24 protein-coding genes and 1 pseudogene are annotated in these 24,248 nt (G+C 47.2%); 11 read left to right on the top strand and 14 right to left on the bottom strand.

The features are described from left to right. Positions 1 to 164: 164 nt before the first annotated feature. Both ACNA05_RS06210 and ACNA05_RS06205 read right to left on the bottom strand, forming a co-directional pair. Positions 165 to 1,553: a DUF2254 domain-containing protein gene (locus ACNA05_RS06210; protein WP_415810550.1), complete on the bottom strand. Its 1,389-nt coding sequence runs from the start codon at positions 1,551 to 1,553 to the stop codon at positions 165 to 167. 84 nt (positions 1,554 to 1,637) lie between these two features. Continuing rightward, entirely contained in the window at positions 1,638 to 1,856 is a 219-nt protein-coding gene (locus ACNA05_RS06205; RefSeq protein ID WP_415810549.1) for a hypervirulence associated TUDOR domain-containing protein, read from the bottom strand. 176 nt (positions 1,857 to 2,032) lie between these two features. On the opposite strand from ACNA05_RS06205, the gene ACNA05_RS06200 reads away from it, so the two are divergent. Beyond that, complete coding sequence (locus ACNA05_RS06200; protein ID WP_415810548.1) at positions 2,033 to 2,506, top strand: hypothetical protein; 474 nt, start codon at positions 2,033 to 2,035, stop codon at positions 2,504 to 2,506. Between the two features lie 18 nt (positions 2,507 to 2,524). Beyond that, positions 2,525 to 3,241: a Crp/Fnr family transcriptional regulator gene (locus tag ACNA05_RS06195; RefSeq protein WP_415810547.1), complete on the top strand. Its 717-nt coding sequence runs from the start codon at positions 2,525 to 2,527 to the stop codon at positions 3,239 to 3,241. 62 nt (positions 3,242 to 3,303) lie between these two features. On the opposite strand, the gene ACNA05_RS06190 is transcribed toward ACNA05_RS06195, so the two are convergent. Then, positions 3,304 to 4,077 carry a response regulator gene (locus tag ACNA05_RS06190; protein WP_415810546.1) on the bottom strand — a complete coding sequence of 258 codons (774 nt, stop codon included), beginning with the start codon at positions 4,075 to 4,077 and terminating at the stop codon, positions 3,304 to 3,306. A 152-nt stretch (positions 4,078 to 4,229) separates the two neighbouring features. Between ACNA05_RS06190 and ACNA05_RS06185 the strand changes: the two genes are divergently transcribed. The 3 genes from ACNA05_RS06185 to ACNA05_RS06175 all read left to right on the top strand — a co-directional run bounded on the left by ACNA05_RS06185 (position 4,230) and on the right by ACNA05_RS06175 (position 6,086). Continuing rightward, positions 4,230 to 4,409, top strand: a complete 180-nt coding sequence (locus ACNA05_RS06185) for a NepR family anti-sigma factor (RefSeq protein ID WP_415810545.1) — start codon at positions 4,230 to 4,232, stop codon at positions 4,407 to 4,409. 1 nt (position 4,410) lies between these two features. After that, on the top strand, positions 4,411 to 5,067 hold the full coding sequence (locus ACNA05_RS06180; RefSeq protein WP_415810544.1) for a sigma-70 family RNA polymerase sigma factor: 657 nt from the start codon (positions 4,411 to 4,413) through the stop codon (positions 5,065 to 5,067). A gap of 65 nt (positions 5,068 to 5,132) precedes the next feature. Beyond that, positions 5,133 to 6,086 carry a sensor histidine kinase gene (locus ACNA05_RS06175; RefSeq protein ID WP_415810543.1) on the top strand — a complete coding sequence of 318 codons (954 nt, stop codon included), beginning with the start codon at positions 5,133 to 5,135 and terminating at the stop codon, positions 6,084 to 6,086. A 16-nt stretch (positions 6,087 to 6,102) separates the two neighbouring features. On the opposite strand, the gene ACNA05_RS06170 is transcribed toward ACNA05_RS06175, so the two are convergent. Then, positions 6,103 to 6,312 carry a hypothetical protein gene (locus ACNA05_RS06170; RefSeq protein ID WP_415810542.1) on the bottom strand — a complete coding sequence of 70 codons (210 nt, stop codon included), beginning with the start codon at positions 6,310 to 6,312 and terminating at the stop codon, positions 6,103 to 6,105. Between the two features lie 148 nt (positions 6,313 to 6,460). Between ACNA05_RS06170 and ACNA05_RS06165 the strand changes: the two genes are divergently transcribed. Genes ACNA05_RS06165 through ACNA05_RS06155 form a run of 3 tightly spaced genes read left to right on the top strand, consistent with a single transcriptional unit; the run spans position 6,461 to position 7,361 of the window. Further along, the gene (locus ACNA05_RS06165; RefSeq protein ID WP_415810541.1) at positions 6,461 to 6,778 is read left to right on the top strand and encodes a glycine zipper domain-containing protein; all 318 of its coding nucleotides are present in this window, start codon (positions 6,461 to 6,463) and stop codon (positions 6,776 to 6,778) included. Between the two features lie 6 nt (positions 6,779 to 6,784). Continuing rightward, on the top strand, positions 6,785 to 7,216 hold the full coding sequence (locus ACNA05_RS06160) for a hypothetical protein (RefSeq protein WP_415810540.1): 432 nt from the start codon (positions 6,785 to 6,787) through the stop codon (positions 7,214 to 7,216). 4 nt (positions 7,217 to 7,220) lie between these two features. Then, a complete protein-coding gene (locus tag ACNA05_RS06155) occupies positions 7,221 to 7,361 on the top strand; it encodes a hypothetical protein (protein WP_415810539.1) in 141 nt (46 codons plus the stop codon). Positions 7,362 to 7,481: 120 nt separating this feature from the next. Here ACNA05_RS06155 and ACNA05_RS06150 read toward each other — a convergent pair whose 3' ends face one another. Together ACNA05_RS06150 and ACNA05_RS06145 are read right to left on the bottom strand one after the other, a co-directional pair. Then, the gene (locus ACNA05_RS06150; protein ID WP_415810538.1) at positions 7,482 to 8,045 is read right to left on the bottom strand and encodes a type 1 glutamine amidotransferase domain-containing protein; all 564 of its coding nucleotides are present in this window, start codon (positions 8,043 to 8,045) and stop codon (positions 7,482 to 7,484) included. A gap of 151 nt (positions 8,046 to 8,196) precedes the next feature. Beyond that, on the bottom strand, positions 8,197 to 9,198 hold the full coding sequence (locus tag ACNA05_RS06145) for a sensor histidine kinase (protein ID WP_415810537.1): 1,002 nt from the start codon (positions 9,196 to 9,198) through the stop codon (positions 8,197 to 8,199). Positions 9,199 to 9,311: 113 nt separating this feature from the next. Between ACNA05_RS06145 and ACNA05_RS06140 the strand changes: the two genes are divergently transcribed. Continuing rightward, positions 9,312 to 9,650 (top strand): response regulator, encoded by a 339-nt coding sequence (locus ACNA05_RS06140; protein WP_415810536.1) that lies wholly within the window; start codon positions 9,312 to 9,314, stop codon positions 9,648 to 9,650. 32 nt (positions 9,651 to 9,682) lie between these two features. Here the strand turns inward: ACNA05_RS06140 and ACNA05_RS06135 are convergent, their stop codons facing one another. From ACNA05_RS06135 to ACNA05_RS06125, 3 genes are all read right to left on the bottom strand, one after another. Then, positions 9,683 to 13,831, bottom strand: coding sequence for a translocation/assembly module TamB domain-containing protein (locus ACNA05_RS06135; RefSeq protein WP_415810535.1), 4,149 nt, complete (start codon positions 13,829 to 13,831; stop codon positions 9,683 to 9,685). Then, a complete protein-coding gene (locus ACNA05_RS06130; RefSeq protein ID WP_415810534.1) occupies positions 13,831 to 15,657 on the bottom strand; it encodes an autotransporter assembly complex protein TamA in 1,827 nt (608 codons plus the stop codon). Before ACNA05_RS06130 ends, ACNA05_RS06135 begins: the two co-directional genes overlap by 1 nt. Before the next feature lie 242 nt (positions 15,658 to 15,899). Then, complete coding sequence (locus ACNA05_RS06125) at positions 15,900 to 17,528, bottom strand: sodium:solute symporter family transporter (RefSeq protein ID WP_415810533.1); 1,629 nt, start codon at positions 17,526 to 17,528, stop codon at positions 15,900 to 15,902. Positions 17,529 to 17,743: 215 nt separating this feature from the next. Here ACNA05_RS06125 and ACNA05_RS06120 point away from each other — a divergent pair, with 215 nt between their 5' ends. After that, positions 17,744 to 18,772, top strand: coding sequence for a LacI family DNA-binding transcriptional regulator (locus ACNA05_RS06120; RefSeq protein WP_415810532.1), 1,029 nt, complete (start codon positions 17,744 to 17,746; stop codon positions 18,770 to 18,772). Between the two features lie 147 nt (positions 18,773 to 18,919). Here the strand turns inward: ACNA05_RS06120 and ACNA05_RS06115 are convergent, their stop codons facing one another. Beyond that, positions 18,920 to 19,894: an alpha/beta hydrolase gene (locus tag ACNA05_RS06115; protein WP_415810531.1), complete on the bottom strand. Its 975-nt coding sequence runs from the start codon at positions 19,892 to 19,894 to the stop codon at positions 18,920 to 18,922. A 200-nt stretch (positions 19,895 to 20,094) separates the two neighbouring features. Here ACNA05_RS06115 and ACNA05_RS06110 point away from each other — a divergent pair, with 200 nt between their 5' ends. Beyond that, complete coding sequence (locus ACNA05_RS06110) at positions 20,095 to 20,628, top strand: nuclear transport factor 2 family protein (protein ID WP_415810530.1); 534 nt, start codon at positions 20,095 to 20,097, stop codon at positions 20,626 to 20,628. 78 nt (positions 20,629 to 20,706) lie between these two features. On the opposite strand, the gene ACNA05_RS06105 is transcribed toward ACNA05_RS06110, so the two are convergent. The 4 genes and pseudogenes from ACNA05_RS06105 to ACNA05_RS06090 form a co-directional block, all read right to left on the bottom strand. After that, entirely contained in the window at positions 20,707 to 20,880 is a 174-nt protein-coding gene (locus ACNA05_RS06105; protein WP_415810529.1) for a hypothetical protein, read from the bottom strand. Positions 20,881 to 20,911: 31 nt separating this feature from the next. Continuing rightward, positions 20,912 to 21,187 (bottom strand): annotated as a pseudogene (locus tag ACNA05_RS06100) (SDR family NAD(P)-dependent oxidoreductase); the annotation flags it as partial. Positions 21,188 to 21,237: 50 nt separating this feature from the next. Then, a complete protein-coding gene (locus ACNA05_RS06095) occupies positions 21,238 to 23,532 on the bottom strand; it encodes a TonB-dependent receptor (RefSeq protein ID WP_415810528.1) in 2,295 nt (764 codons plus the stop codon). A gap of 292 nt (positions 23,533 to 23,824) precedes the next feature. Further along, positions 23,825 to 24,211, bottom strand: coding sequence for a nuclear transport factor 2 family protein (locus ACNA05_RS06090; RefSeq protein ID WP_415810526.1), 387 nt, complete (start codon positions 24,209 to 24,211; stop codon positions 23,825 to 23,827). Positions 24,212 to 24,248: the final 37 nt, after the last annotated feature.

Below are 24,248 nucleotides of genomic sequence, written 5' to 3'. Positions count from 1 at the left end.
GCGAACACCGGATGGCGGGGAAGGCCGTTAACACCGAGTCGCACCAAGGCCGCCGCGCAATAAAACGCAGCTAGCAAAGCTATATGTTCATAGAATGAAACCGCATTAACCTATGATATTTAAAACGCTTTTATTTTATAAGGTTAGTAAATTTGACTGAGCAATTATCCACGCCCAGCAACCCAATGCTGACCGTGCTCTTGCTCTAAAAAATAAGCCGGATCGGCTATCATTTTTTTAGACACATTGTAATGTTTACGAACCTCTGCCTTATCTACCTCTGACGGTAAAAGCTCTTCGGCGGCAAATTTTAAGTCCTCCAATTGTTTCATGATACAAGCTTTATGTTCATCCCTTTCTACAATGGCCGTCATTTCTGTGAGTATCGTCATCATCTTAATTGTCGTATTTCTATCAGTCGCAATATAAGCTCTGGATTGATTACAGATTGTTTGTACGAAACTTTCAAATGTAACCGGATAAGCAATCAGCCGTAATTTACCCGTTTCATCATACCGACATGGACTTGGGATATCTCCGGCAGCAAAGCTTTTCATTGAACTGTGAAACCAGTTAATACAATTTATCGCGGTAAAAGGATCGTTGACCCCCGGAGACAATGCCCTCGCCAAAATCTCGACCAGTTCATCCGCTAGAAATAGGATATTCTGATGCGCCGAACGTGAATTTCCGGTCGCAAACCCGTCTAAAAACTTAAGCTCTTGTTCTTCCGACAAGCTATCCTCACCCCAAATGCGGACAAGTATATCGCCTTTAGTCACGAAATCTCCGGGGCGGTATTCAATTTTTGCAACAACATCCAGCTTCACACAAAGGTCCAGAAGCGCCTTTTCGTTCAGGGTTTGAACAAACCCTTCAAATTTGGATCGAATAGTTTGCGCATCACTTAATTTATAATCTTTCAGATTGATTTCGCTGTCACGTTTTGAACGACCGATGTTCTTTGGGTAACGATTCTCTATATCTCTTGATAGGCGCCGGCCGACCCGGCTAGTAATATTTCCGACGTTAAGTATTTCCGGGATATGGTGAATGAAATAAATCAGCACACCTACGCTCATAAGGGTTAACCCCATTGCGACGAGAAGAGATATATTCGGTACGAATTCGGCGATGGCATCTTGCGCATCCGTTCCGTCTCCGGTTCGGGCGACGCGCAGGATCAGCAGGCAATAAATAAAAGTAGAGGTAAATGTGCCCAGCGTTACCTGATTGCCCCGGTCGCGCATAAAATTACCAATAAGTCGAGGGCCATATTGCCCTGCCGCGCTAGTCACAGCTACCATTGTAATAGAAAAGGTGGTGGCGGCCACGCCAATCATGGATCCGGCAATTGTGGCCAGAATTGTTCGAGCGCCAGTAGCTTTATTCGATAGGAAAAATATTGAATCGTCCGAAACCTTAAGTCCGTAAATCTCGTCCAAGGAAATTGTCACATATGCGAGAAAGATTGCCCCAAAGGCCATAAGGCCCGGAATGAAGTAATAGCTACCTTGCAAATCCTGCCACATTTTTATTAGTCGTGCGCTCATATTCGGGGCTTCTCTTCGTGTGAACAAACTTGACCCCACACCTCCAAAGGTTTTGGTGTCAGGACCTGAGCTTTCAGGAACACATTAGGCTTTTTTTACTTCTGAATGGGACTTGAGTACGCCGTCGCCGTCATCCTGTTTAATATAATAGGCTGGTTCGTCTTTACTTGCTTTGCGTTTGACCTCGGTCCCCTTAATTTTTCGGGTAACGTCTTCCGTGTAAACAGTCTCAACTTTTCCTGTAGCCGTGCCGCTTGCCCAGTCCCACTGGACCTTTGCACCTTCTTTATAAGTCGTCATCATGTCTCCTATAGTCTGCGTAGGTTCTAATATTTACGAAGCTTACGCCTATCGGTTTTGCCAGTTCCTCAATTTCTGGTCATAAAAATTAAATTTTCGTGCTGGAATGAGGGAACCGAAGCGAGCCAAACCAGTTACTATGAGAAGACGACTACTTACAACCAACCAGATATTGAACCATGTTAAAACTCTTTTTTGCCAGCTCCGCTTTGATCCCTGTGATCTTTCTGTCCTTAAATGTGCAAGCGGAAAGCAACGGGAGTTCTCTAAGAAAAGAGAGCCTGAGTTACAATACCTCCATCGAGCTGACAATTGAGGAAATGAGCAACTGTCAATCAGGTGAGATTCCCGTCTATTTTCACGATCAGTTTATTACCCAGCATTCGGCGGAACTAATTAACACAGCCTCAGACGTAACGAATAATTGTGAAATTGAAGCGTTGAATGTCGTTGTTTACAATAATGATGAAACACTGGAGATGATGAAAGAGCGCGAGGCTGAGATCAAATCATATATTCAAGCGACAGGTCTTCGCGGTCCTATCTATGCCAAAATTGAACAAGGCGATCGGGATTCCCTCTGGCTAAATGGCCGCCGGGCGGTTATAGAAATAGAGCTTAACCAAAAAACAGATCTGGTCGCAACCAGCTAGATTACTAAGTCAATTCTTATGAACCCACTTATCAAGCGCGTTGCACATTATGCTGACGTTGGCCCGAAACATTTTGAAGGTTTGATAAATTTACCTCACAAGATTGAAGTCCGAAAAGCCGGTCAGGAAATTGTATCTGAAGGCGATGTTGTTGATTTTGTTTTCATTATACAATCAGGTTGGGCAATCCGTTTTGACCTTTTGGATGACGGGCGACGTCAGATATTAAACTTCATGTTACCCGGTGATTGTTTTGACATGATGTCATTAACCAACGCCAAATCAGATCACAACGTGTCTGCCGCGACGGATTTAACGCTTCGCCGACTTAAGGCCTCGGACTTTTTAACAGCCATTAAACAAGAGCCCGCCCTTGCCACAGCCTTTTGGTGGGTTGCCGTGCAGGAGGAATCCATCCTTCGAGAACAAATTATTAGGGTTGGCCGGCGCTCTGCCAAAGAGCGGGTCGGACACCTCATACTTGAATTAAATCGGCGCATGGCCGCGACGACCGGAAAATTGGAAAACTTCCTGTACCTTCCTGTGCCGCAATCCCTGCTCGCAGACGCATTAGGCCTATCCGTCGTGCATATTTCCCGAACGCTGACAAAGCTGAAAGCAGATCAGCTCATAAGTACGGATCATAACGGCATCCAAATTCTAGACCGGCCAAGATTAGAAAAAATATCCAATTTTGACAGTCAGTACTTGCATCTGGAAAAGCTCACCTTTTAAAAATTTTAGATCAAAAAAAAGCCCCGTCTTAAACGGGGCTTTTATAATTTCAGTTTTATTTGTTATCCGTGATGGAAAAACAGCGCTTGACTGATAGCGGCTTTCACGTTTTCGGGACGGAAAGGCTTACTAATCAAATAAGCAGGCTCCGGCTTATCTCCTGTCAATAGGCGTTCCGGGAATGCTGTAATGAAAATAACGGGAACGTCGTATGTCTCTAAAATATCTGTGACAGCATCAATGCCCGAACTTCCGTCGGCCAATTGAACATCTGCCAAAACAATACCGGGTTTCTTTTTTTCGACTGCTTTAACAGCTTCTGTATGAGTGGCAGCGATAGCATCAACTGTATGGCCCAATTCCTCGACGAGACCTTCAATATCAGCAGCGATGATCGGCTCATCCTCAATGATGAGAACATTGGTCCGTAATTCTTTTTCAATATCGGCCTCAGCCTGATCTAGGAGGGTTTTAGCCTCATCAGGCGAAACCCCCATAATGACAGCGATCTCTTCAACCGACATACCTTCTAGGGCATTGAGCAAAAACGCCTGACGAGAGGTCGGTGTTAATTTGTGAATTCTCACGGACTGAGCATCCCCGCCTGGCACATCATCTGTTTCCAATTGCGCGCCCGTCGTGTTCCATATACCTAGGAACATTTGAAAAAGAGCAATTTTGGGACTTAGGGAGTCATCCATATCGACATCGCCCGCCACGAGAGCCTGAAGCGCTGTACGGACATAGGCGTCCCCCCCGGTTTGTGTCCCCGTCAAAGCGCGGGCGAACCGCCGCAAATATGGTAATTGAGGCGCGTATTTTTCGACCAGACTCATAATTTTCCCTTCAGAATGTCCTTCAAACTTTACTTCGTTTAAAGCTTAAATGATTAATAAGTTGATTACACTTATTGCACATACGCAATTGGAACCAAGTAAGTTCCAAGGCGTAGCTAAAAATTAACGGGTATAAGAAGGGTCCTCCACGAATGACGCAAAACGCGAAGAAATCAGATGAAAAACGCGCCAAATCCGGCGAAGAATTTGCGAAAGACCCATTGAAAGATAAGATAGGGACCAATCTGCGCCAACTTTACGATAGCGTCGTCAATGAGCCCGTACCAGACGACTTCCTTTCGCTCTTAGAACAAGCAGATAAGGGCAAGTAAAGTGGCTAAAAACATCGACGCAAACAAGGAAAAGCTCGCTTCGGGCTCTACTCCCTATGATCCTAACGACACAGCCCCGTGGGCGCCGCTCGACGAGGAGCTATTTCGCAAGGAGCTAACTGAGCTTATCCCCCATCTCCGGGCCTTTTCCCGATCGCTATGCGGGAATGCAACCCTCGCGGATGATGTCGCCCAAGACGCGATGCTCAAAGCTTGGAAATCCCGCGACAAATTTAAACCGGGCTCAAACTTGAAAGCTTGGACCTTTACCATCCTTCGTAACCAATTTTATTCTATCAAACGCCGATCTTGGCGGGCAACCTCGCTTGATCAGGAAGTTGCCGAGCAAACTATTGTGGCGACGGCAGATCAGGAAAAGTCAATTCAACTAAACGAGCTGCGCCGCGGTCTGGACAGCCTAAAAGAAGATCAGCGAGAAGCCCTAATTCTCGTGGGGGCCTCTGGTCTGTCCTATGAAGAAGCGGCTGAAATCTGCGACTGCGCTGTTGGAACTATAAAAAGTCGCGTGAGCCGGGCACGAAAAGCGCTTGAAGCCGTTATGGACTCTGGAGTTTTTAACACTGAAGCCGATACGGTCGGAGCAATGGACGCGATTAGCTCCATTTTGAATGAAGCGGATACCATCGCCGGTCGTTAATATAAGAAATGCGAGACAGTGGCGGGGAAGGCTAAATCTTGGAAAAAAAAGAATCGAAATTTTCAATGACGGATTTGAGAGTCCGCTTCGGCGCGATCTTGGGCCTCTGCTTGCTTCCGATTTTGATTTTTTCAGTGATACTTTCATTGCAAACCGGAAGCGCGCTTTATGTCACGATATGCGTTCTGGCTTGGTGTTTTGCCTACACAGCTATCTGGTTCTCAACAGACAAACTTATACTCTCCCCACTACGAAAAATACGCCTGGCTTCTATGCGTTTCACTAAAGGAGACTTCAAAGCCCGCGTCGCTGACTTAAACAGGGTTCCCGAACGAATTTCTTCTCTGGGAATGACGTTCAACCAAATGGCTGATCATATTAGTGAGCGCGAAGCTAAATTACTCGATAACCTCATTGAAAAGGAAACACTGCTGCGGGAAATTCACCACCGGGTAAAAAACAATCTTCAAATCATTATTTCACTTTTGAACATGCAGGAACGAAAGCTGACTGATGTCGCAGGCCTTGAAGCAATCCAGGAAACCCGCAGCCGTATCAATGCCATCGCACTTGTTCATAGAGGACTCTACGAAGGAGATGACTTGCGAGTCATCCGGATGGATATCTTCTTAAAACGGCTTATCACTGAACTCGAAACCGGATTAGACGCCGACGAAGCTGGCATTGACGTGGATCTTGAAGTGACATGCGACGCAATGGAGCCAGATGTCGTTATTCCAGTCGCTCTTTTCATTGTCGAAGCCCTAGCGAACTCTGTCAAACACGGATTGGCAAAAGGCGGCACGGTTTCAATTAGTTTGATATGTGAAAACGAAGAAATTATCGTCTCGGTTGTTGATAATGGCCAAGGAGTGGGGGCAGCGCCCGTAACTGGTGTCGGTTATAAATTAATGCGCGGCTTTGCTCGACAACTCGGCGGCGAGTTCAATATTCAGAAACGAAAAAAGGGCCACGGCGTGACCCTTCAATTTCCTTTTAAAGAAGAGGCCTCAGACTAGGCCTCTTTCGAACATGTTACGCTTCGCCTTTTAATTTCATCAAGGCGGTTTGTGCGCTTTGCAAATGGTTCTCTTCGCCGCCTTGAATGCCCTCGGCAGATCCACGAACCAGAGCCTCCTCGTCTTCGATCCATTGCTTCAGTATCTCTTTTTTCTTAGCCTCGCTTAGACTATCATCTGCAACTACCGCATCTGGATTGTCGTATTTTTCGTAATCTTGTTTCATAAATATTTCCTCTTTGGACTTATATGAGTATCTGCTCTCTTTGTTCCGTTTTAAAGAGGTTTTCTTGGAACTTAAAGGCCTTGCCTATCGTTAGATTTATATAGAAGCGCAACCCTGCGCGAGAAGACGATTAACAAGGAGAATAATCATGGCTACTACAAAAAGTCCCTCAAAGAAAAACGTTGTCGCTCTTTCTGGTAAGGATGAAAAAATTGCTGACCAGCTCGAGACACTTCGTGGCGACATTGCTAAACTGGCAGAGACTGTAAAGATACAAGCGAAAACAAGTGCGTCTCAAAAAACTCGGGCTGTAAAAGATGTGACAGCAGAGAAAACAGAAATCGCTAAAGCACGTTACGATGAACTCACTACAAAAGCTGAAGCGTCTATTAAAGACAATCCACTCACATCCATTGCAATTGCTGTGGGCGCGGGCATGGTTCTTGGCGCATTGTCACGCCGGTAGGCCCGAATGCTTAGAAAAGCATATTATCTGATTTCATTGCTATTGAAATCTAGAAAAGTAGTCTCGAACAAATCACGGTTCGGGATTACTTTTTCTTATTTTCTAATGGGCATCGGAGCAATATTCCTAACCTGCGCGGCTTTTGTTTTCATACAAAGCCTATATTCCACGGAAATCGCTTTCGCAGCATTAGGTGCTTTATTTTTGACTGTTGCCTTCACTGTTTACTTCACGGCGAAGAGGAAGTTAGCTAAACCGGAGTCCGAAACCCCGATAGGGTTAGAGGATGATCCCTTGAGTGCTCTACTGCCTGATGTGATAAAAGAGAACGAAACGATCAAAAATCTAGTTTCTCAAATTTCCCACAACCCCATTATGGCAACATCTGCCGCCGTGACTTTAGGTATGTTACTATCTAAAGAGTTTTTTGAGGATTAAACTAATGAGTAAAGAACCGGAACATGTCGAAGAGGTCGACGCTAAAACAGGAACCCGGGTTAAAGGCATGACAAGTGTCCTTGGGTTATCTATTACCGCTATTGTAATAATTATGATCGTCGTTTTATTTGTCTTTGTGTTATAATTTAAGGTAAGCTGACGGCATGAAATGAAAAACGGCTCAAAATTTGAGCCGTTTTTTTATTGCATGAGAGGTCATAGCACCCCTCGCCACCTATAAATCGGCAGGAGTACATTGGACTTTTTACGCCGCACTTCCGATAGAACGATCGTGTCGCCCTTCCCGAATCTCTTCGACGATTTTGGCGTTGAAGGCCTCTAAATCATCCGGAGAGCGGCTAGTGATAATGCCATTACTAACTGCTACCGCTCTATCGACCCAATTCGCGCCCGCATTACGCAAATCGTCCTGAATAGAAGGATATGAAGTCATCTCGCGACCCTTAACGAGATCTGCGCTAATAAGTATCCATGGAGCATGGCAGATCGCCGCTATGACTTTACCCTCTTTTGCAAAACTTTGGACTAAAGCCTTTACTGTTTCTTCTGTCCGGAGACTGTCTGGGTTAGCTAATCCGCCAGGTAAAACGAGAGCGTCATAACCCTCTGACTTAACGTCTTTAGTGAGCATGTCCGGTTTAATCGATCGGCTATCACCTTCACCTGCCGATATTTCATCCATTTCTAAAGAGGCCAACTCAACAGTTGCGCCTTCCTTTTCCAAAGCTTCTTTTGGGGAGAACAATTCGTCCTCCTGAAATCCGTTGGTCGCAATGACCAGTACTTTAGCGTTTTCGATCTTAGTCATTTGTATCTCCATGTTTCGTAAGAAACCGCGGGCACATCGGGGGAATGTGACTATTATTGGCGCGATGCCGAATTCGGCGTCTTAACGAAGATACGTGATAGTATCTGATTTGTTGCGTTAAAGGTCGTTAAGCCAGGCTAAAGGCATAACTTTAAAGCCCCATATCGGAAGCCTTCCAGACACATTCAAAAGTCATCCCATTGTCTTTCCATTTTAGAGAGGGATTTCCTTTGAAGGTTGAACGGGTCATTTTCATCAAAACCCGCATTCCAAAGCCCGTTGTTTTGGAGGGAGCGGCGACATCTTGCGAAGATGTCTCATCCCATAGGAGTTTGAACTCGTTCCGGTCTAGATCTGTTTTCATTAGAATTTTTAAGACCCCGCCCTTCCCTACGTCGTGATGATCGGAAAGCGAGCCATGTTTCACTGCATTCGTCATAAGCTCGTTTAAGCAAAGGCATAAAGTTTGAGCGGCAGCCCCATTTAAAACGAAAGGGTCAATATTACTTTTCACCCGAGGGTCGTTGTCTAGTGATTCCAGAATTTTTTTTGCGATTTCCTGAGCTGACGCGCTACGGGTCTCGGATCGAAGGGTTAAATCGTTTAGGGAGCCAAGAGCTTGGACCCGTCCCAAGAAGGCGTGTTCCAACTCTTCAATCGTGCTCGCTGAACGCGCCGCCATCCGGAACATTCCGCTAATTAAGGATAAGTTATTTTTGACGCGGTGGGCCATCTCATGAGCTAGAAGTTCATTATGTTCTTTGGCCGCCATAAGGTCTGAAACGTCCAAAAGAACACCGACCAATATATCCTCGCCCTCGTCGGATTTAATAAATTTCCCTCGGCCATCCAGCCAGATTATTTCGCCTTTGTCGTTTCGAATTCGGTATTGGGCTTCATAAAGTTTACGCTCTTTCCTCGCCGATTCGATTAAGCCTCTAACCTGAGACTGATCATCTGGATGGATCGTGTCGAAATATTCCTGAGCTGGAAAAACCTCTCTTTTTTCCCAAAGCCCCGTAATCGACCGCGCCACATTATCTAAAGAGCATTCATTTCGTGTGATATTCCACATCCAACGCCCAATGCCAGCAGCTTGAGGCGCAATTTCATACCATTCTTCTTCACTCAGGGTGTTGAAACTATTGGACATATTCGATAGCCATTGACGTTATATTTACCTCGTGTTTTTACACTGTAATGAAACGGAACAAACTGATTACTTAGACCGTTCCGCTCGCGATATTAAAAGGGCTTTTAATTTTTATGTCAAAGTCGGTTCTCATAGTCGAAGACGATCCTTTGATCGCTATGGATATGGAAGACTTTTTCGAGTCTAAAAACTATGACATATTAGGCCCGGCTTTCAACGTGGCGGACGCTCTAAATTTGCTAAAAGACAATCAGCCTGATTGCGCAACCTTGGATTATAATTTAGGCAAAGAAACCAGCGTTCCGATTGCCGACATTTTATATAATTCCAACGTTCCTTTTGTTTTTGTAACTGGTCGTATGGCAGAGATTAAGCGGGAAAATGATCTTCCTTCTGCACCCGTCCTGACCAAGCCAGTTCACTATACAGAAATTCTGGCTCATTTCGACTAAAAGTCAGCCCTTACTGATAACTTCAGCTCGTTCTAAAAGTCTCGCTTCCACTTCAATGAGAGCGCCTGCTCATTATCGGATTGGATCCGAGACCGCAGAGACAGATTCCGCCGAACTTCCCAATCTATAATTGCTCCGGACGCATTATCTCCTCCGCCTGAAAAGACTTGTAAATACACATCTTTAGCTAGATAGCGACCACCTGTGATTTGGGCAGACCCATCATCATTGAATCCGACGCTTAATTGTCCAACGCCAAGAGCGTCTCTCAAGCCCCCGAGCAAATCAAATCCTCCGCCATTGCCGGAAAACTGTGCCAAAGCGCCAGCAAGCTGCGCGGCTTCAATCGCTGAAAGCTCTGTTGCTGACCGACCAAATAACAATGCCGATAAAATTTCATCGTCAGGGCGTTCAGGGGTAGAAGAAAGTTCAATTTCTGGCTGCTCAACCGTGCCCGTAATTTTGACCCCTGCGTCTAGGTTTTGCGTTTCAGTATTGGCAACAAAATCAATTTTCGCCGTGCTGACGGGCCCGTCAAATTCAATTACGCCGGACTCAAACTCCAACTCTTTTCCGGCGAGTTTATAGCCTCCTCGTATTACGCGGGCCTCGCCGTAAATTTCAGGTTCTAACCCTGTGCCTTTAATCTCTGCGTCAATAGACATTTCGACATCAAGACCTTGGCTTCGAATGAAGATACGACGGGGCGCCGAAACGTTGAGATCTAAGGCGACCGGATAAGGCTCGGCTTTTGGTTTCGGAGCATTGGCTTCAGGCGGCAGATTTATCTCCTCTACCTCAATTGTCACGACACCCGGGCCACCAGCGACAAATTGCTTTACTTCTGCCCGCTCAATCGTGACATCTCCTGAGAGTGTCCCCTTCTCTTTTTCAGTTTCAAAAGAAACGTCGCCAGAAACGCGACCTGACAAATCCCGGCGATCCAAAGCCCGGAAGCTTTGGGCTTTGAAATTGGCCTGCCCGATGGGAACACCAAATTCACCCAGTTTGAAATTTCCTGATCCAGAAAAACGGCCATCACGTCCGTCTGTCAAGGACAGGCTCTCCAGAGATACGTTATCGTTTGAGAAGCGGAATAAAAACTTACCCTGCCTAATTTGTGTGCCGAGTTCAATCATCTCGAGTTTTATCGCCTCTCCGCTTACCTCACCCGACACCAAGGGGGACCCCAGCGTTCCGCTCACATCCAGATTAGCATTTAACTGTCCCGAGAGGCCGGCATCTTTAGGCGCCACTAACCCCAACACCGCACTTGCAGCGCCATTCGCAGAGAGGGTTCCCTGTAGAGGGGCGGTCATATTTGGCCGAATAGACGTGAGACTATTCTCGCTTTGAAGGGCAACTGTACCATTCCCATCCAAATTAAATTCATCTTCTGATAATCCCGTCAAAGTCCAATCCAGATTAGTTCCGCGCAAATCGCTGTCAAATGTGATCGAAAGGCCTTTTCCTTTTTTGCGTTCAAATCCGCGCCAGTCCGTCATGGTGATATCAATTTTTCCTTCGGGTCTATTATTAGGGACACTAAGGTCGAGGCTCATGCCCAAACGTCCTTTCGTATCCGCTAGGATGTTCCCAACTGGAAGTGTGCTGATAGGTAGATCCTCAACTATGGCCACCAAACGTTCCTGTTCACCTCTTTGGTAAGTCATATCAACTTTCCCATCAGAGACATTGAGGGCCGCCGTTAAGAGAGCTTGGCCGTCTCCATACTCTACTCGAAGCGGTTCTATTGCGCTTATCGGGACACGACCGTAAGCCGCCTCAGGAACTAGTGAAATAACGAAGTTATTGTTTGTATCCCGGGTCACAGCAATTGGAGTTTCAAGTTTAATAGGCGTGTCCACAACTTCGCCGACAACTTGCCCCACCGTCTGCATGTTGCCAGTTAAATCCGATAAAGTTCCTTCCAATGACGCAGCTAAATTGTCGATCTCTAATTGTTTATACGCGACGTTTTTGGCATCAGCTTCAAGGGTGACGCCTTGCTCGCCATTCAAATTATTGAGCTTCAGATCCAGGCGCGCATAGCGTCCCTCTTCTTCGGGTAAGTCGAGAGAGATTTGACCTTCTGCGACACCGTTCTCAGGCAAGGCCAACTCGCCGTTTGCCGTCAACTGACCCACTGACGCCTGAAGGTCGGCCAGGCGAAGAACCGATTGGGTCGAAGAAAACTGGGCGGAGACGGTGACGTCTCCATATTCTGATCTCGCATCAAATTGTATCGGGCCTTTTGGAGCCTCTAAAACATCCTGAATTTCTGTGCGCAAACGCGCCTCAGAAAAAATTCTGTCATAAGCAGTTATTTGAGGCGTCGTGGCATCCAGACGCACATTCGGAGACGCCCTACGGCCCGTTACCGTCCCGCTCACATCTGTGCCCTCTGCAAGAGTGACCGGCTTGTATGTCACAGCTTGTTTGAGAGAGGCCTCTAAATCTAGATTCAATTCATCTTTTATTTGCCCGGAAAAAGCAGCTGTCACGCCGTCCCCATTCACAAGACCTCGCGTAAAATTAACACCGCCTTCGATAGGACTAGCGGCAATATCAAAGACCACCATAGACCCGATGAGGGCGCCTAACGTTTCTTCCATATCTGTGAAGGGAACGAACCGTCCATCTGCTGTAATGGCGGGCGCGCTGTCGGCTGTTTGGACGGCTTTATAATCGGCTGTCAGTTGTCCTCGCGGAACCGCTCCTATGGCATTTAACGCAAAATTGGCGCGCCCAGAGACGGAGTAAGTCAAAGGTTCCATCGCCACACGTCCAGATGCCGTTGCCACATCCTTTCCACTGGTCAATTTCGAAGAGGCAAGACGTAATGATTTTCTCTCTAAGTCATATTGTCCTTTTGCCGAAAGTTTCAGAGACGATTTTAACGCCAATGGCATATCCGCCACAAGATCAACGCCTGCCGCTGTTATGTTTGAGTCAAAATCCGCAATTTGGCGGTCTTCACTCAGCGAAAGTTGAACGGGTCCCTCGAATGAAGACGCGCTGCCTTGAGGGGTAACAAGTGATTTTACTGTTAGATTTCCCTGAAATGTCGTTTGCGGCGCGCTTGTCACGTCTCCATTCAATCTTACACCGCCGAGCTGATACCCGTCTGGAAGTTTGTAGAACCGGGAAAAATTAGGAATATCGGCTGAAACTTGAGCATTTTGGGGCAAAAAGCCCTCATCCGGCAAATTCCCTAAGGCAACAATCGACGCTCCGCCGGCCTGAACGGAAAGATCAAAAGGCTTTTCATCACCTTCTCTTAACAGGGATAAATTACCGATTATGCGGCTATCAATATCGCGTGCGGGCGCTAAAAGCGGCCAGTTTTCGGTTTCTGCCGCCGCGGAGACGGAAAGCTTGTCTTCGGTCCACTTTGAGGTCACATCCATTATGGGGACGCCGTCAAAAGCCAATGAGACATTTCCTTCACCCGACTCTATTTCTCCAGTTATTTTCCCGTCTCCCGTCACAGTCTCTCCGTCCGGAGCTTGGATTAAAGTGGCAATCGTCCCGCCCGGAAGTCCTGTTAGTTTAAAATCACCCTCCATTTCTCCCTTGGGCGAGCGCGTAAAGTCCAGCTTAACTACATCGCCTTCGATATCTGTCCTGACAGCATCCAATAGCGCTTTCATCGAGCCGTCTCCGGCCAGTGCGTATTGCGCTTGTAGACGCGCTGATACCGGCTGACCGATAACCGGCTCTTGCAAATTAAGCGAGGGTGTCACGAAGTTTTCGAGTGTAACCGTTAATGGGTTGCCAGATGGGTCCGATGCCGGAGTTTCATTCAAGACAGGCTTCCGGCGGATGTCGATATCCGCAATATTAAGGTTTTGGATATAGAGGTGCTTATCCAGGAACTTCAGAGGCTGCCATTTGAACTCAATGTTCTCTGCGCGCGCCCATACGCCGTCTTTATCGCGTATTTCCACAGTCTCTATCGTCAAAGCCTTGAGCGGATCGCCCGAAAGACCGGAAACTTTAACGCCTTCAACAGGACCAAAGCTCCGGGAATTAATTTGGTTTTCTATAAACTTCGCTCCGGAGGCGGTGGTGATATAAATGCGCAAGGCAAACACCAATAGAATAATTAAAGCGATGAGCGCAATCCCGCCGCCAACAGTCCATTTCTTCCAATTTGATTTTCGAACTGTTTCAGACATTAAAAGGCCTGCCCGATAGAAATGTAAATTTGGAAAGCATCGTCGCCGGGACGTTTATTTATTGGGAAAGCAATATCGGCCCGAATTGGCGCGAAGCTTGTGAAATACCGCACACCAAACCCCGCGCCATATTGGGTCGTGTCGAAATCCGGAAACTCTTCATTGCCAACAGTGGCCGCATCGACAAACCCGACAAAGCCGAGATTACCGTCAAAGAGACTATCGTGCCCTCGATATCGGAGCTCTGCACTTCCTTCTAAAATGCTCCGCCCGCCGATGGTCTCCCCTTGTGCGTCTCTCGGCGAAATAGATTGATAGCTATAGCCGCGCACGGAACCTCCGCCGCCGCCGTAAAAGCGTTGATTCAACGGTACCGCCCCAATATCAGCCCCAAATATAGACCCGTATTTCGCGCGGACAGCCGCAATAAACTTATCACTCACCTTTTTATAGGTACTGCCGCCCAGCTCTCCTATGACATACGCTCCCTTATCATCCCCAAAGTTATAAGTCGGAAGCGCATTTACCTCGACGAAAAAACCTTGAGAGGGGTCAAATATATTGTCGCGGCTGTCATAGACGGCCCCGCCTTTAGCCTGAACTAGGTAAGACCGCGTTTTCGTGGCGTCGTCTTCTTCAAGTTTAAACTGAGATGCCTCTATCCCGATACCGGCGCTGACTTTAAACCTTGATGAGATTTTCTGGGTGAGGAGAGCATCCGCGCTTACGCGTTCGCCCCGAAAGAATTCCGAGTTTTCTCGAGCGACTTCTGCGGCCAGGTCTAGTTCTCTATCCACTCGCCACGCATAAGGAATGTTGTAATCAACACCGAAGCTTTGGAGGTTTGTTTTCGCAATCGCTGTTAAGGTAAGTGTTTGCGCATAGCCGATAAAATTACGGCGTTCATAGCTGGCGGAGATACCGCTTCCGTCTGAAGTAGAATAACCTACCTCCCCGGAAATTGTATTTTTATCGCCCTGATCAATATTTAACAAAACATTCCGGGTAATCGTACCATCAGGATTTTCTGTTCCGCCGTCCTCTAGGCTGGCTGTAGCGCTCTCAAAAACACCTGACCCGAGGGCGCGCGACGACAGTTTATTTATTTTACTTTGCTCATAGATTTCGCCCGGTTCAAAAGGGGAAATCATATTCGGCCAGCTTTCGTTAACATAAGCCGTCCCAGTTTGCTTAATCTCGCCAAATCGGGTTTTCCGTCCAGTTGAAATAATATAATCCACCGCCATGGTGTCTGTCGCGTGATCTACAACCGCTTTACGCGGCAAGGCCTTCGCATCGGGATAACCCTGCCCTTTCAGTTTGTTCACTACACGGAGCTCCGACGCCACGACCTGAGCGGATACGGCTGGCGTCCCCTCATTTTCGGAGACCATCGTCTTCAGAGCGTCACCGCTCTCAGGAAGACTGTCCTCAAAATCAATCGCAAAAGTGTCGAACAAAAACCTGGGGCCTGGTTCGATCAATAGAACGGGCGTCAGAGCTTCCCGAGACTCCTCTTCAAAGTCATTGTCAACAAAACCGTCTTCCGAGAGAGTTCCGATTTGAACATCAATCACGCTTTCATAATAGCCTTGAGACCGGAGGATAGCCTCGGCTTTCTCAACGACTTTTCCTGCTCGGCGCCGTGCCTGTGCCGTCGACCGGGGGGCTTCATCAACTTGCCCGATGGCCAGAATTAATTGCTCTCGCAACTCCTTCGGGATATCCCCTTGAACGCGCGCCAGCGGTTCATCCGCCCAGGCCATATTCGCGGAGACAAAGGTCCAGCTTAGACCAAGCCATAACGCGACAGCCGAGCGTGACATGAAATTTCGCTGAAAAATAATCGAAGTCCTTCAAATCCAAAATGCAATCCCAATAGGGATCCCAAAAAGATAATGCCTGAACGCTCTGAGAGTTGCTATTTTGTTAGGCATATTTACACATCGACTTATATAAAAATGGCCTGATTGGAAGTTACATATCAGAAGGAAAATAGTCTTCTGCAGATTTCAAAGTAGCTTTCCGAACCCGCGCCCAAGGCCTATGCTAAATTCAATAGGGTCTGTCACCAAAAAATAATTACTGACGCAGCGGTGATTGCAACGAGCCCGAGCGCGATCCATCGGTCGCGCGCAAGGTTGATTTGGGTGGCTTCCAATGTACGCGTCGCGGACCAGAGCAGTCTTGGATCGACGTCCGGAGCCTCCGACATCCGGCTGACGACATTCAGCGTCACAAGGCTGACGAGCGTGACAGGCAATGGGACATGCAAATAATGTATGTCAAATAACCCCAATCCATCGCCGAACAAGCCAATCAGAGCGGCCGTTACCAACCCCGTGGTTAAAGCCGCAATTGCGCCATTTGAGGTGGCCCGCGGCCAAAACATTCCCCCCAGATAAACGACGACAAAAGGCGCGACTGCATAAGATAAGACCCCCTGGACGTATTCAAATAAGGTGCCAAAATTTCCAATGAAAGGCGCCCATATGGCGCTGACCCCTATAATCACAAATGTGGATATACGCCCAATCCGTACCAGATGGTGCGAGGAAATTTCCGGGTGACGCCGTTTGACGAAATCCATCGTTACTAAGGTTGAGGCAGCGTGAAGCGTAGAATCCGTATTTGACAAGAGCGCCGAGACAAACCCTGCTAAGACAAGTCCCAATATACCCGCGGGGAGTAGCTCAGCCAGCATTGCGGGGTAAATTCGGTCCGGCTCAGTCAAACCCGGAATAAGAGAGATAGCGGCGATCCCTGGCAAGACAATCACAAACAATCCTAATGTCTTCAGGGCACCCGCCAAGAGGAGTCCTCTTCTTGCATCCGTTTGGCTCTCTGCGCTCAGCACCCACTGCACCATATTTTGGTTCACGAGCCAATAATATGCGCCGATAATCGGAACGCCGACAATCAGTCCTGTCCAAGGCACCGCCCGGTCATCAAACCCCCTGATTAAATTCAAACTTCCTTTTGGAGCGCTTTCCATAAAGCCCGCCCAACCGCCGACGGCCGAAAAGGAAAAATACGCGATCATAAACGCGCCTAAAATCAGAATAATTGATTGGTAAAGGTCCGTTCGGGAAATAGCCGTCATCCCGCCAACAACTGAATATAATCCTGCGATTAACATGACCAGCACGATCACGACGTGGGTTGAAAGCCCCGGGATGAATTGGTTGAGCAGCAGCCCGCCCGCATATAGCGAGCCAGCCATATCAAGGAATACCAACATCAATATAATAAAAACCGAATAAATAACTTTCACACGGGAATCAAATCGCTCGGTCAAATACTCCGCGATTGTGTAAACCTTGCTGCCGCGTACAACCCCAACCATGACAAGGGCGAAGAACGCCAGAGCCAAAATTCCGACCCATTCATAATTATAAATGGCGATACCAATGACGTAGGCAGCCCCCGTAATGCCAATAAGGGCCGAAGCAGAAAAATTTGTTGCGAAAAGCGAGAAGCCGATTTGATGCCATTTCAGTTTTCGACCCGCGAGAAAGTAATCCTCGGTCGTTTCGGTTTTAGATGACCCGAAAATGCCGATTCCCAAAAATGCTGAAATCAGCCCAAGAAGGATTATTCCGTCTAAAAGGGTCAAGTTATTCGTCACGAGGCATACTTTAATCACTTTGCTTTCAAGCTCGTCCTGAGAATGAGCAAGTTCAGCCCTGATAGACACGAAGTTATATTAATGAAAGCTCCCCTGATGGAAATACGTCGTAAACCCTATTCGTAAAATACCAAGTGCTTTTAAGGATTCCCGAATCAAGAAAAGTTCCGCTCCACCGATTTGACGAAACCTCTGGGTAATGTATTACAGATGGAGAGGTACGGTTTATTAAACGTCTATTGAGACGGCAAAGACCATCGCCGTAAACTGTTCGGATTAATTTCATGCCCCCCAAAACAGTCACACTAGAAACAGTTGCCGAACTTGCAGGTGTCTCGATAAAAACTGTTTCCCGTGTCGTAAATAAAGAACCTAATGTCTCCGCCCGGACCAGCGACAAAGTTCAAGCGGCAATTACAGAATTAAAATTTCGACCCAATATGGCGGCGCGTCAACTTCGCGGACAGAGGAGCTATAGCCTGGCACTAGTCTATGAACCGCCCTCCTCAGAGTTTCTGACCGGTATTTTAGAAGGTATTTTGCCCGTTTGTCGGGAGAACTCCTACACTCTATTATTGGAGCCTCTGGCGGCATCTGAATCCCGTGAACATATTAATATGGTTATCGAACGCCGCCTAATTGATGGTTTTATTTTACTGCCTCCGCTTTCCGAAGACAGGGATCTCATCCGCTCCGTTCTGAAAGCCGGATTGAAAGTCGTATTGGTAGAATCCGCATTAGAAACACAAGACCAAAACCTATCTGTTAGTAAAGTCGGAATCGACGACTTCGCCGCCGGAGTGGAAATGGGAGAACACCTTCTTCGCCTGGGCCACAAACGCATTGGCTATGTCAGTTTGAGGGAACAGCATAATATGGCCAATCAACGCGGCGAAGGATTGAAAACGGCGATGAAAGCTGCGGGTCTTCCGAAGGAGAATTTCCTGTATGCGCGCGGCCAATCATCTTTTGAGTCGGGCTATGAGGGCGGAAAAGTATTGTTAGAAAATGACACGCCGCCGACAGCCATTTTCGCTGGAAATGACTATATGGCAGCGGGCGTCATTTCCTGCGCCAGAGATATGGGTTTGAATGTTCCAGAAGATTTATCCGTCGCCGGGTTTGACGGCGCAGATCTTTCGAAGATGTTCGTGCCGCCCTTTACAACCATCCAGCAACCCCTTCAAGTTTACGGGGAATGGGCCGCCAAAAACCTTTTGAAAGCCATCGTGAATCCCAATGCCACACCGATCACAAAAATCCTGGATCACAAACTCTTTAATCGGTCGTCCGTCCGGGATTTGTCGGAATAATTCGGGAAAGTGATGACTTTCGCAGGAAACTATCAATCAATTAAAAAACTTAAATCGTTACAAAGGCTCGTAGTTCTTTCATTTTCAGCTTTGTTCCAATTTCCAGTAAAGCACCGACATTCGCTAAATTAGTATTTTAATTTTGACTCAATTTTGCTTGGCTTTGAGCCCCTCTTTCAGGCCTTCCACGCAACATTGATGAAACCGCTTGGAGATTTTCGCTTCCGGAACCATTACATTAAAGCCGTGATAGGCACCGGAAAATATCTGTAAATCCACGTCGACGCCATTCTGATCAAGTCGGTCGGCAAACCGACTGTTTTCTTCGCAAAACAAATCTAGGCTCCCGGTCGCGATGAGAGTTGGTGGAAGTTTAGTTAGATCCTGCCTTCGGGCAGGTACAGCTTGCGAAGGAACATTCGGCCCTCCTGCCGGGCAGCCGAGATAAGAGCTCCATCCGAACTTGTTACTCTCGACGGTCCAAATAAACTCTCCAACCTTGTCAGGGACCGGTCGCGAACTTCCTGTGCGGTCGTCTAACATAGGATAAAGGAGCAATTGAAACGATATCGGGTAAAACTGCCTATCACGCGCTGCAATTGCCAAGTTAGCCGCATGCCCGCCGCCAGCGCTGTCACCCCCCACGGCTATCCGGTCGGTATCAATTCCCAAAGCTTTCGCATTTTCAAACATCCAGCTTAGAGCCAGATAGTTATCTTCTAATGGGGCGGGGAATGTATTTTCCGGAGCAAGGCGGTAAGCCGGCAAACAAATGACGCAACCTACATCCGCCGCGAGTTTCTGCATGGTTGGGAGAATTTGTTCGGGGGAACCAAAGACAAAACCACCGCCATGTAGATAGAGCAGAGCGGGCCGCGGCTTCCCGGTGGTACCCGGATCGATTATGAGCATTCGAAGACCGTCCCCGCGTTCGGGGTGATGAATTATGGTTTCTTTGTACGGCGGATCCCGCAATGGATCGGATGGTGGGAATGCTCTTAACACAGAGAGCCCCTCCAAATTTAATTTAAATTCAGGGAAATGATCCAAGGCCGGTCGCAATTCTTCGTCGACGTGATCAAGGTCTTTCCTTATAAGTGACTTGGTTTGATTTGCAGTCACTTCCACCCCCTCGATAGATTAGAATTTAAACGACAATGTTAGGACGAGACTTGCTCGCTTTCCTTCATACGCAGTTCAAAGCGGCAGAAAACTCCTTACAATGATAGTAGTCGGGATTTGGCGAAAACCTATACTATAGATGAGGCTTTAATCCTCGCAGCTGAACCGCCACTATAGGTTAAAAAATTAAGGGGAATGTTATGATACGTGTCGAAGATAGGCTAAAAATTGCTGATAAACTTCACCTTTACACCCACGCGATCGATCGGCGACGGTGGGACCTCATGCCTAAAATTTTTCATGATAAAGCTATTTTTTTATTTGGAGAAGTTGAAGGGGATTGGCGAGGATTTATTGAACAAGCGAAAGCCATAATAGATCCAATGATTTCTACCCACCACCAACTTGGCAATACACTCTTTAATTTTGACGGCGACGTTGCACATTGCGAAAGCTACCTCACAGCGACCCACATTTTACCTGCTGATTATCCGGTCGATATGCCTTTTCCGGGTATTGGACGTCGATATGTTGTCACTGTGGGCGCGCGGTATATTGATCGGTTCGAAAAGCTAAATGATGATTGGTGGCTCAAGAGCAGGAATGGGGTGTTTGACTGGAGACAGGATACAGAGCTGAATGATGGCGGCTTGATAGACGGCCCTCAGGATGCCTTAGGTCAAACAGACGAAAGTGATCCGTCCAGGATCGTGACGTCGAAATGGCAAATATAATTCATCAACTAAGATGCTAGAGCCAGATGTACCGACTAGTAATAATAAACAGGTTGTTTCTCTCAACACTGGAATCGCTTATATTGACTCGCCATTGTCGATGAGGGTGTCCGAGCTGTTTAGAAAACGGGATTCATCTGAAGACAAATAAAGCAGCAAATTTCCCACGTCCTCTGGTTTTCCCATTGCATTTGCTTTTGCGGGCTCAGCCAATTGATCATCCGTCAGACCCGCCACCGCCGACTTCACCATATCCGTGTCATGTGTCCCGGGAAGAATCACATTACATCGCACATTTGTTTTTCACTTCTAAACAATGTGCCGCAATACTTCGTGTTATAGACAGAATAGCGCCTTTTGCGGCAGAATAAGATACAGTTGGGCCCATGCCTTTTTTGGCGGCGATTGAGGAAACATTCACGATGGAACCGCCTCCGGACTTTTCCATTTCCGGAATGGCATATTTACACCCCAGAAATGTTCCTTCGACCATGACCGAATTAATGAACCTAAATTTTTCGAGAGTGCTATCTTCAACGGACGTAAAATCCACGACGCCCGCATTGTTTACTAAGACATACTGACTGCCATTTTGAGTGCTCGCTTCATTTAAAAGCTCGTCTTGAACTCAACACCCCAACGACGCGCAATCTCGGGATTGGTGAAGTAAAAATCCGGTAGCGCGTTAAACGGCCGTCCGTTTCGGCCCACGCCATCAGCCAGCACATCTTTACCAAATGCTGTTACCGATAAGTCAATCGGGAGGCCCGTATCTTCTTTGTAAGTATCAAGTGTCACAGAAACATCCACGACATCTGTGGAGGGCTTAATAGCTCGCGGATCAAGTTCAAACAGAGCAGCCCCAGCCACGAAACTATCTGTATGTTTGTAGTTAGCGGTGAATGTAAGATCAGTATTACCAATAGGGAGAATATAGTCTCCGCCTAAAGCGAATGTGAATTTAGGGGCACGGCGTAGTTGAGCCGTATCTGAGATATCAATTACCTGGCCTTCCGTGGACGAACCAACGCGCGTATCCAGTGCTGTGAAATTATTATATTTCCAATCCAATAGACCAACCGCAAATCTGAAATTCAGATTTTCATTCGGGACATAGACCCCCTCAAGTTCAGCGCCGTAAGTTTCGGCAGATGCGGCATTGAATACGATAGTCGCAGTGGTGTTATTGCCCAATCCGAACAGTAGTTCTTCCTGCTTATCATTATATTTCGAGTAAAATAAAGTTGGGTTGAAACGCAGCCTATTGTCAGATGTCTGGGCGCGGAAACCAATTTCGAAACTATCAAGAGTTTCTGGTTGATACGGCCCCAACGCATCAGGGGTTGCTGCTCGACCATTAAACCCTCCACTGCGGATACCTCGTGAGTAGCTTGCATACCCAAACAGATTGTCCGTGAATTGGTTGTCGATAATTACCCGCCAAGTTGGATCATTGAAAGTTTCTTCGTCCTGCGCCGAAGCTGTGACTGAAAGGTCAGATGGATCCAAGAAATTGAGCAAGAATTCTTTCTTTTCAGATGAATAACGCAACCCACCCGTTAGGCGTAGAGTGTCTGTTAAATTATAGGTACCTTCTCCGAAAACAGAAGCGACGCGTGTATCTTGTTCCGCGTAAAAACTTTGGACCGCATCCCCAAGTGAAAAAATTTGTCCCGCATCGTCGCGCCCAAAGGGATTGTCGAATGGAAAAATATCATAATGAGTATCAAGATAGTAGGCCCCAACCACGAAATTGAACGGCCCATCATAGTCGGATGAGTACCTAATTTCTTGACTAAATTGATCAGAATTTTGCGGACGGTAAGCGGCTATAAGAGGCACAGGACCAGCTCCAACATCTATGGGAAGGGTCCCGGTGTTTTCCTCCTGAAGTGTCTCTTCTGAATCTCGAAACCCGGTAACAGATGTGATTGTACCGTTTCCGACATCCCAATTCATTTCCAACGTTGCCGCAAATGTTTCAATTGGAGCCGTATAAGGGATAGCGCCGAAAGACGTTTCAAATCCGCTATCTTCTGCAATGTCGAACGATCCTTCACGACAAGCGGAAGGCTCCAGACCTCCCAACGCGGCGCAGATCCCTTCGCCTTGCTCTGTTAAGTTAAGGATCGGCGGATAAAAAGAATTGTCGTCTTGATAGTCCAAGGCCAAATAGGCGTCGAAATTTTCAGTAGGGGTGAATAGGAATGAGGCACCGAATGTGTCCGAGTCTTTGCCCGGATCATTTTCACCTGTGACGAAACTGTCGGTAAAGCTATCAGATTCGTTATGAATATAATACACTTTGGCCGCCAGGACGTCCTCTACGATAGGGGCTTCACCGAAAGCTTTAAAGTCGAATTGATTGTGGGAACCGAACAATGTGCTCGTCCGGAGATTGGTTTCGCCTGTTGGACGCTTCCGCCGGACGTTGATTGTACCGCCGATTGTGTTCCGTCCGTAAAGTGTCCCTTGTGGGCCACGAAGAACTTCAACTGACTCGACATCATCTAGATCAAACAACGCGCCAGTGTTCCACGCCAAGAAAACGCCGTCGATGGAAACACCTACTGTAGGGTCAAATGACTTTTCTAAATCGGAGAAGCTCAACCCCCGGATAGAAGCTCCTAAGGCGTTACCTGAAAAGTTTACGCTTTCTAACTCCACGTTCGGGATAAAGTTTTCAACCTGAGTAAGCTCCTGGGCCTGATTCCGTTCGAGGACACCTTCGGTCAATGCTGTAACCGCAACAGGGGTGGTCTGTAAGTTTTCTTTTTTCTTCCGGGCGGTGACGACAATCTCGTCCACCCCTCCGCCCGCTGTTGTTTGCGCGTAAGCAAAATCTGTTACACCAAAAACTAGTGCGCAGAGCACGGCTGAACTTGCTCCAAATTTGACTGACATAGATATTCCCCTGTAAAATTATTTATATTTGGATTTTACAAATCGAGGAACAATTGGATACTAATCTTATGGCTAGTGATATTCGCTCTGGGGTTTCTAAGATTACAAATTAGATAATAACTTACCGCACGGACCGACAAATTTTATAGATTTTGAGGAGACATTCGCGTAGCGAGGATGGCTCTATCACTTAGCGTTTACTAAGTTAGCGGCCAACCTGTTACCCGTTGAGAACACCAGGCAAAAGGGGGGTGATTTGTATTGGCGTCGGGCTAATTATTATTTAATAGATTTAGCCCTTTGCCGCCTTCACAGCCGCGTTGACCTTATTTACATCAAAATAATAGGGACGAATTTCACACACTTTATCGCCTTTAAAATGAAAGACCTCCAACATCTCAATCGGTTCTTCTTCCCCCACACTGAGAGTAACAACGGCCGACACTGAGCGCTCGCCGACCATAACACATTCTCGGTTCAGGCCAGTCACGCCAAGAGTTTCAATCATCACCGGAAATAACTCCCTGAGGGCTGATTTTCCAGTATATTTGCCGGCGAAGGGTAGAGACGACGCCTCTTCTACAAAAAAGTCATCGGTGAGGTGTCCCTCCACTTTTTCGAAATCGCCTACTGCAGAGGCTTCATATAATTCATCAACTATTGCGCTTAAATCTGCCATCCTGTTCCCCTTATCCTTTTGACCAGTTTCTAACGCG

The sequence above is a fragment of the Litorimonas haliclonae genome, assembly GCF_965138505.1.
Lineage (GTDB): Bacteria > Pseudomonadota > Alphaproteobacteria > Caulobacterales > Maricaulaceae > Litorimonas > Litorimonas haliclonae.
Note: the sequence above shows the minus strand (reverse complement) of the source record. Positions and strands in the feature narration are given on the sequence as shown.